This window comes from Streptomyces mesophilus, assembly GCF_011044995.1.
Classification (GTDB): Bacteria; Actinomycetota; Actinomycetes; order Streptomycetales; family Streptomycetaceae; genus Streptomyces; species Streptomyces mesophilus.
On record NZ_JAAKZW010000315.1, the window covers coordinates 1 to 7,664 of the forward strand.

Consider the following 7,664-nt stretch of genomic DNA (forward strand, 5'->3'; position numbering starts at 1 on the left):
CCCTGGAGCCATCCCCGGCCCGCCGCATCATCCGCGAAGCCGGGCGTTCGCGTTGCCCGAGAACTGACCATCCGGACGGGAAACCCTTCATGAGCCTGCACGGTCTGCTCGACGCCGTAGCCGAAGACACCGCCCTCGTCGAAGCCGTCGCGGCCGCGCGGGACGCGCACCGGATGCATGTCGACCTGGTCGGCCCGCCCGCCGCCCGCCCCTTCGCGATCGCCGCGCTCGCCCGCGAGAGCGGCCGTACCGTCCTCGCCGTGACCGCCACCGGACGCGAGGCCGAGGACCTGGCCGCGGCCCTCAGGTCCCTGCTGCCCGAGGCGGGCATCGCCGAGTACCCGTCCTGGGAGACGCTGCCGCACGAGCGCCTCAGCCCCCGCAGCGACACCGTCGGCCGCCGCCTCGCGGTCCTGCGCAGGCTCGCGCACCCCACGGCCGACGCCGACCCCGAGACCGGCCGGGTCTCCGTGATCGTCGCGCCGATCCGCTCCGTACTCCAGCCGCAGGTCAAGGGCCTCGGCGACCTGGAGCCCGTCAGCCTCAAGCAGAACCAGACCGCCGACCTGAACGAGATCGTCGAGGCGCTGGCCGCGGCCGCGTACGCACGGGTCGAACTGGTCGAGAAGCGCGGCGAGTTCGCCGTACGCGGCGGCATCCTCGATGTCTTCCCGCCGACCGAGGAGCACCCGCTCCGGATCGAGTTCTGGGGCGACGACGTCGAGGAGATCCGCTACTTCAAGGTCGCCGACCAGCGGTCCCTGGAGGTCGCCGAGCACGGACTGTGGGCCCCGCCCTGCCGTGAGCTGCTGCTCACCGCGGACGTACGCGCGAGAGCGGCCGAGCTCGCCGAGCAGCACCCGGAGCTCGGCGAACTCCTCGGCAAGATCGCCGAGGGCATCGCGGTCGAGGGCATGGAGTCCCTCGCGCCGGTGCTCGTCGACGACATGGAGCTCCTGATCGACGTCCTGCCCAAGGACTCCATGGCCGTCGTCTGCGACCCCGAGCGTGTACGCACCCGCGCCACCGACCTCGTGGCCACCAGCCAGGAGTTCCTGCAGGCCAGCTGGGCCGCGACGGCCGGCGGCGGCGAGGCCCCGATCGACGTGGGCGCGGCCTCCCTGTGGGGCATCGCGGACGTACGGGACCGGGCCCGCGAGCTCGACATGATGTGGTGGTCGGTCTCCCCGTTCGCGGCGGACGAGGACCTTGGCTCCGACACCCTCAAGCTCGGCATGCACGCCCCCGAGACCTACCGCGGCGACACCGCCCGCGCCCTCGCGGACGCCAAGCAGTGGAACGCCGACGGCTGGCGCACGGTCTTCGTCACCGAGGCCCACGGCCCCGCCACCCGCACCGCCGAGGTGCTGAGCAGCGAGGGCATCGCGGCCCGCCTCGACAAGGACCTTGCCACCAAGGCCGACCTCGCCCCGTCCGTCGTCCACGTCTCCTGCGGCTCCATCGACTACGGCTTCGTCGACCCGAACCTCAAGCTCGCCGTCCTCACCGAGACCGACCTGACCGGCCAGAAGGCGGCCGGCAAGGACGGCGCCCGGATGCCGGCCCGCCGCCGCAAGGCCATCGACCCGCTGACCCTGGAGCCGGGCGACTACATCGTCCACGAGCAGCACGGTGTCGGCCGCTACATCGAGATGGTCCAGCGCACGGTCCAGGGCGCCACCCGCGAATACCTCGTCGTCGAATACGCGCCCGCCAAGCGCGGCCAGCCCGGCGACCGGCTCTACATCCCCACCGACCAGCTGGAGCAGATCACCAAGTACGTGGGCGGCGAGGCCCCCACCCTGCACCGGCTCGGCGGCGCCGACTGGACGAAGACCAAGGCGCGCGCGAAGAAGGCGGTCAAGGAGATCGCCGCCGACCTGATCAGGCTGTACTCCGCGCGCATGGCGGCCCCCGGCTATGTCTTCGGCCCGGACACCCCCTGGCAGCGCGAGCTGGAGGACGCGTTCCCGTACACGGAGACGCCCGACCAGCTGACCACGATCGCCGAGGTCAAGGAGGACATGGAGAAGTCGGTCCCGATGGACCGCCTGATCTGCGGCGACGTCGGCTACGGCAAGACCGAGATCGCGGTGCGCGCGGCCTTCAAGGCCGTCCAGGACGGCAAGCAGGTCGCCGTCCTCGTGCCCACGACCCTGCTCGTGCAGCAGCACTTCGGCACGTTCTCCGAGCGCTACTCCCAATTCCCGGTCAAGGTGAAGGCGTTGAGCCGCTTCCAGACCGACACCGAGGCCAAGGCCACGCTCGAAGGCCTGCGGGACGGCTCGGTGGACGTCGTCATCGGCACGCACCGCCTGTTCTCCTCGGAGACCAAGTTCAAGGACCTGGGCCTGGTCATCGTCGACGAGGAGCAGCGCTTCGGCGTCGAGCACAAGGAGCAGCTCAAGAAGCTCCGCGCCAACGTCGACGTCCTGACGATGTCCGCGACGCCCATCCCCCGTACGCTCGAAATGGCGGTCACCGGCATCCGCGAGATGTCGACCATCACCACCCCGCCCGAGGAGCGCCACCCGGTGCTGACCTTCGTCGGGCCGTACGAGGAGAAGCAGATCGGCGCGGCCATCCGCCGTGAACTCCTGCGCGAGGGCCAGGTCTTCTACATCCACAACCGCGTCGAGTCCATCGACCGCGCGGCCGCCCGGCTGCGCGAGATCGTGCCGGAGGCCCGTATCGCCACCGCGCACGGCCAGATGTCGGAGACGGCCCTGGAACAGGTCGTCGTCGACTTCTGGGAGAAGAAGTTCGACGTACTCGTCTCGACCACGATCGTCGAGTCGGGCATCGACATCTCCAACGCGAATACGTTGATCGTCGAACGCGGCGACAACTTCGGTCTGAGTCAACTCCACCAGCTGCGCGGCCGCGTCGGCCGAGGCCGCGACCGCGGTTACGCCTACTTCCTTTACCCGCCGGAGAAGCCGCTGACCGAGACCGCGCACGAACGGCTCGCGACCATCGCCCAGCACACGGAGATGGGCGCGGGCATGTACGTGGCGATGAAGGACCTGGAGATCCGCGGCGCGGGCAACCTGCTCGGCGGCGAACAGTCCGGCCACATCGCGGGCGTCGGCTTCGACCTCTACGTACGCATGGTGGGCGAGGCCGTCGCGGACTACCGCCGGCAGCTGGAGAACGGCGAGATCGAGGAGGAGCAGCCGCTCGAGGTCAAGATCGAGCTGCCCGTCGACGCGCATGTCCCGCACGACTACGCGCCCGGTGAGCGGCTCAGGCTCCAGGCCTACCGCGCCATCGCCTCCGCCAACTCGGAAGAGGACATCAAGGCGGTACGGGAGGAACTCACCGACCGCTACGGCAAGTTGCCCGAGCCGGTCGAGAACCTCTTGCTGGTCGCCGGACTGCGGATGCTGGCCCGCGCGTGCGGCGTCGGCGAGATCGTGCTCCAGGGCACCAACATCCGCTTCGCACCCGTGGAGCTGCGCGAATCCCAGGAGCTGCGCCTCAAGCGCCTCTACCCGGGCACGCTCATCAAGCCGACCACGCACCAGATCCTCGTCCCGCGCCCGAAGACCGCCAAGGTCGGCGGAAAGCCGCTGCTCGGGCGGGAGTTGCTGGGCTGGACCGGGGAGTTCCTGACGACGATCCTGGGGTCGTAGCGGGGGCCTCGCGGATGTTCATACGTCCCGCGGATCCGACCGCGTACGCCGCGACCATCGGCTGGAAGCTGGACCCCGTTACGGTCTGACGTGTCCGGCCGTCGGAGCCGGCCACCACGCACCCCGGGGGAACCATGTCCGAAGAGATCGCGCTCAGCCGTGTACGTCAGCTCTGGCATCTGACCGAGCCCCTGCACGCCGTCCTCTACTACGCGCCCGAAGCCTTCGAGGAGGCGGCCGCGCTGGGCTTCAAGACCGATGAGCGGTGGCCGAGTTACTTCGCCTGGCGCGCGGCTCCGCTCGGGCCGGCGGGCAAGGAGCTGGTGACGGCGACGTTCTACAGCTTCGCGCCGGGGATGGTCGCGCGGTACGTGGAGGGGGCGTGGGAGACGGCGTCCGCCGAGGCCGTGCTCGCCGCGCGCGTACGGTCCGTCGACCGCGCGTACCGGTCCCTGTTCGGCGACCGCGTCGACAGCCCCGAGCTCGCCCGCGCCGCGGCCCTGGCCCGCCGGGCCGCCGAGGCCGCACCGCTCGCGGGCCGGCCGCTCGCCGCCGCCAACTCGGCGCTGCCCTGGCCGGACCAGCCGCACCTCGCGCTGTGGCAGGCGATCACGATCCTGCGCGAGCACCGCGGGGACGGGCACCTCGCGGCCCTGACCGTGGCCGGACTCGACGCCGTAGAAGCGCTGGTGTCGTTCGCGGGCATCGGGGCGGCGTCCGCAGAGCGCTTCGAGAGCCGCGGCTGGAGCGCGCGGGAATGGGCCGCGGCCCGTGAACGGCTCGTGGCGCGCGGCCTGTTGGACGCCGACGGCATGGCGACCGAGGCCGGGCGTGCGCTGCGCGCCGAGGTCGAGCGCCACACCGACGAAGCCGCCGCCGCACCATGGCGAGCGCTCGGCGCCGCGAAGGTGGACGAACTGGCCGAGCTGCTCGGCGAGTTCTGGGTCGCGGTGATCGGGTCCGGGCTGCTGCCGGGGGAGACGACCCTGGGAATCGGCAAGGTCTGAGCGCGTACGCCGACAGCGAGCGCGTACGAGAAAGCCGTCCGCGGTGGTGCTGGACCGCGGACGGCTCTGTTTCTCGCAGTGGTGCGGTGGGGCCCTGTGGATCAGCCCTGCTTGCCGTCGAGCTTGTCGATCTGCTCGGTGGCGGCGTTCTGCGCCTTGTCCACGTGCTCGGCGTACTTGCCGCCGGTCTTCTCGTCGACTTCGTCACCGACGTTCTTGACGACCTCGTTGGCCTTGTCCTCGGCCTGGCCGCCGAACTTTTCCTTCATTTCATTGATCTTGTCGCCGAGACCCATGCGTGGGCTCCCTTCGGGGGCGGGGGCGTAGGGAAGGTGGCACATATGCCACATTTCGCCCGTCACTTCCGACCATACGCCCGCCCTCGACGGAATGCCCACCGGTGACCGGGGAACCCCGGAGGTAAGGTCTGGCCGGTCGCAGGCACGTCGTAGGGGGGACAGGGGTGGAGCGCGTTCGTACGGTGCCGGAGTCAGGGCGCATGCGTACGGTGGTGGGGTCGGTGCTGCTCGCGGCGCTCGCCGTGGGCTGTACGCCCGCGCCCGAGGAGCCGGCCGCGGGACAGCCGGCCGCGGGCGGCAAGCCGGGATCCGCACTCTCCGCCGTCGACGAGCTGACCGTGAAGGGCCGCGCGCCCAAGACCGGCTACGACCGCTCCCGCTTCGGCAGCCCCTGGGCCGACACCGATTCCAACAGCTGCGGAACCCGGGACGACATCCTCGCCCGCGACCTGGAGCGGGTGCGCACCGAGGGCGACTGCAAGGTGGCCTCCGGGCTGCTCGCGCCCGATCCGTACACCGGCAAGGACATCACGTTCGAACGAGGGCGCAGCAAGGTCGACATCGATCACGTGGTGGCGCTCTCGGACGCGTGGCAGAAGGGTGCGCAGCAGTGGAAGCCGGGCAAGCGCATCGCCTTCGCCAATGATCCGCTCAATCTGCGCGCGGTCGAGGCGAGCGTGAACCGTTCCAAGAGGGACGGCGACACGGCGACCTGGCTGCCTCCCGCGAAGGCGGCCCGCTGCTCCTACGTGGCCACGCAGGTCGCCGTGAAGCGCAAGTACGGGCTCTGGGTGACCTCCGCGGAACGGGACGCGATGCGCCGCGTCCTCGGCGGCTGCCCGGAGCAGCGCCTGCCCGAGGGGGACGCCCCGACGATGGCGCCCCCGCGGTTCCGCGCGGACTGATCGCGGGCGGATCGTGGGCGGATCGTCGACTGATCAAGGCAGGCTGAGCTGCCGGGAAAACCCCTTGGCGGCCTTCAGGGTCCCGGCTACCTTGCCCGCATGAGCGACATCACGGTCACCACCCTCGCCGAACGCCCCCACCTTCAGGGCGCCATGGACGAGATGCCCGAGACCTGGAACGAGTTCGTGCGCCATGACCTCGTCGGCTGGACGCACTATCCGCGGATCGCGGACGAGCTGCCCGACTACACCCTCGTCGCGACCGACGGCAGCGGCGCCGTGGTGGCCAAGGCCATGAGCGTGCCGTTCGCGTTGAACGCACCCGGGCGCGGGGAGCTTCCGGCGGGTGGCTGGGCCAGGGTGCTGCAGTGGGCGTTCTCCGATCTGAAGTACGGACGCACGCCCGACACCGTGAGCGCCATCGAGATCAGCGTCGCCAACGGGCAGCAGGGCAGGGGACTTTCGTACACGATGCTCGGCGCGATGCGGGACAACGCACGGGCGCGCGGCTTCTCGGAGGTCGTCGCCCCAGTGCGGCCCAACGCCAAGCATCTGGAGCCGCTCACCCCGATCGAGGAGTACGCGCTGCGGGTGCGCGACGAGGACGGCCTGCCGACCGACCCCTGGCTGCGGGTGCACGTACGGGCCGGCGGTGTGATCGAGAAGGTCGCGCCCGTGTCGATGTGTGTGAACGGCACGCTCGCCCAGTGGCGCGAGTGGACCGGGCAGCCCTTCGACAAGGGCGGCGAGATCGAGATCCCCGGCGCGCTGGTACCCGTGCACTGCGCACCCGAGCGGGATTACGCCGTGTACGTGGAGCCCAACGTCTGGGTGCGGCACGCGCTTTAGGCGTACGGAACGCGCTCCAGGTATACGGAACGCGCTCCAGGTATACGGAACGCGCTCCAGGCATACGGCAAGGGCCGCCCTCCACGCGGAGGGCGGCCCTTGCCATGCGTACGGGTGACTACATCTTGTCCAGGTCGAGCACATCACCCGTCGGCGCCTTCGCGTCCACCGGCTTGTCGTAGTCGGTGAAGGTCAGGTCCTCGCCGTCCTTCGCCGCGTCCGAGGTGAGCTTGAGCAGGTACGGCTTGCCCTTCGTCGCCACGTAGATCGTGTAGGTCCCCGAGCCGTCGTTCTCGGTGAGCGTGATGGCCTCCTGGCCGTCGACCGTCGTCACCTTCCCCTTGCGGGCCGCCGAGTCCCCGCCCTTGAACTCTCCGAGCAGCTGGTCGAGATCGCAGAAGGCCTTCAGGTCCTCGGAGCCCTCGCCGGTCGCCGAGGTCTTCACCCAGCGGTCGCCCAGCATGTCGACGGCGGCGTCCACCTCCGCCTTCGCCTCGCCCTTGCTCTGGGCGCGCAGGAAGGCCTCGTCGTACTTCATGTAGACGGTCCTGCCGTCGTTGACGATCTCGGCCTTGCCCTGGCCGCCCACGGACATGGAGCCCGCGCAGACGCCCTTCGTGTCCATGGCCATGTCGAGGGTGATCGCGCCCAACTCGGCGTCCGGAACAGTGCCCTTGACGCGCAGGGACTTCGCGGAGCTGGTCGCCTCGACGGCCTGGTCGGCGATCTCGGGGCCGGACGCGTCAGCGAACGGCTCCTTGCTCTTGGTGTCGCTGCTGCCTGCGTTCTTGCCCTGGTCCGACGGGCCGGCGGACTTCTCGGACCCGCAGGCGGTGAGCGCGAGAGCGGCGCTCAGGGCGAGGGCGGCGGTGGTGAGGACGGTGCGGCGCATGGTGGTTCTCCCCCCGGAGAAAGTGGATGTGGGGTGGGTGAGCGGGTGAGCGGGTGAGCGGGTGATGAGTGTGGGGT

6 protein-coding genes are annotated in these 7,664 nt (G+C 70.5%); 4 read left to right on the forward strand and 2 right to left on the reverse strand.

The window, feature by feature from the left end; translation table 11 throughout:
- Nucleotides 1-89: 89 nt before the first annotated feature.
- Together mfd and G6045_RS37735 are read left to right on the forward strand one after the other, a co-directional pair.
- A complete protein-coding gene (gene mfd, locus G6045_RS37730; protein WP_165336754.1) occupies nucleotides 90-3,635 on the forward strand; it encodes a transcription-repair coupling factor in 3,546 nt (1,181 codons plus the stop codon).
- A gap of 134 nt (nucleotides 3,636-3,769) precedes the next feature.
- A complete protein-coding gene (locus G6045_RS37735; RefSeq protein ID WP_165336755.1) occupies nucleotides 3,770-4,642 on the forward strand; it encodes an SCO6745 family protein in 873 nt (290 codons plus the stop codon).
- A 101-nt stretch (nucleotides 4,643-4,743) separates the two neighbouring features.
- Here the strand turns inward: G6045_RS37735 and G6045_RS37740 are convergent, their stop codons facing one another.
- Nucleotides 4,744-4,938, reverse strand: coding sequence for an antitoxin (locus tag G6045_RS37740; protein WP_165336756.1), 195 nt, complete (start codon nucleotides 4,936-4,938; stop codon nucleotides 4,744-4,746).
- A gap of 203 nt (nucleotides 4,939-5,141) precedes the next feature.
- Here G6045_RS37740 and G6045_RS37745 point away from each other — a divergent pair, with 203 nt between their 5' ends.
- Together G6045_RS37745 and G6045_RS37750 are read left to right on the forward strand one after the other, a co-directional pair.
- Nucleotides 5,142-5,846, forward strand: coding sequence for an HNH endonuclease family protein (locus tag G6045_RS37745; RefSeq protein ID WP_165336757.1), 705 nt, complete (start codon nucleotides 5,142-5,144; stop codon nucleotides 5,844-5,846).
- Nucleotides 5,847-5,945: 99 nt separating this feature from the next.
- Entirely contained in the window at nucleotides 5,946-6,695 is a 750-nt protein-coding gene (locus tag G6045_RS37750; RefSeq protein ID WP_165336758.1) for an N-acetyltransferase, read from the forward strand.
- Nucleotides 6,696-6,813: 118 nt separating this feature from the next.
- Here G6045_RS37750 and G6045_RS37755 read toward each other — a convergent pair whose 3' ends face one another.
- Nucleotides 6,814-7,587, reverse strand: a complete 774-nt coding sequence (locus tag G6045_RS37755) for a hypothetical protein (protein WP_165336759.1) — start codon at nucleotides 7,585-7,587, stop codon at nucleotides 6,814-6,816.
- Nucleotides 7,588-7,664 lie beyond the last annotated feature (77 nt).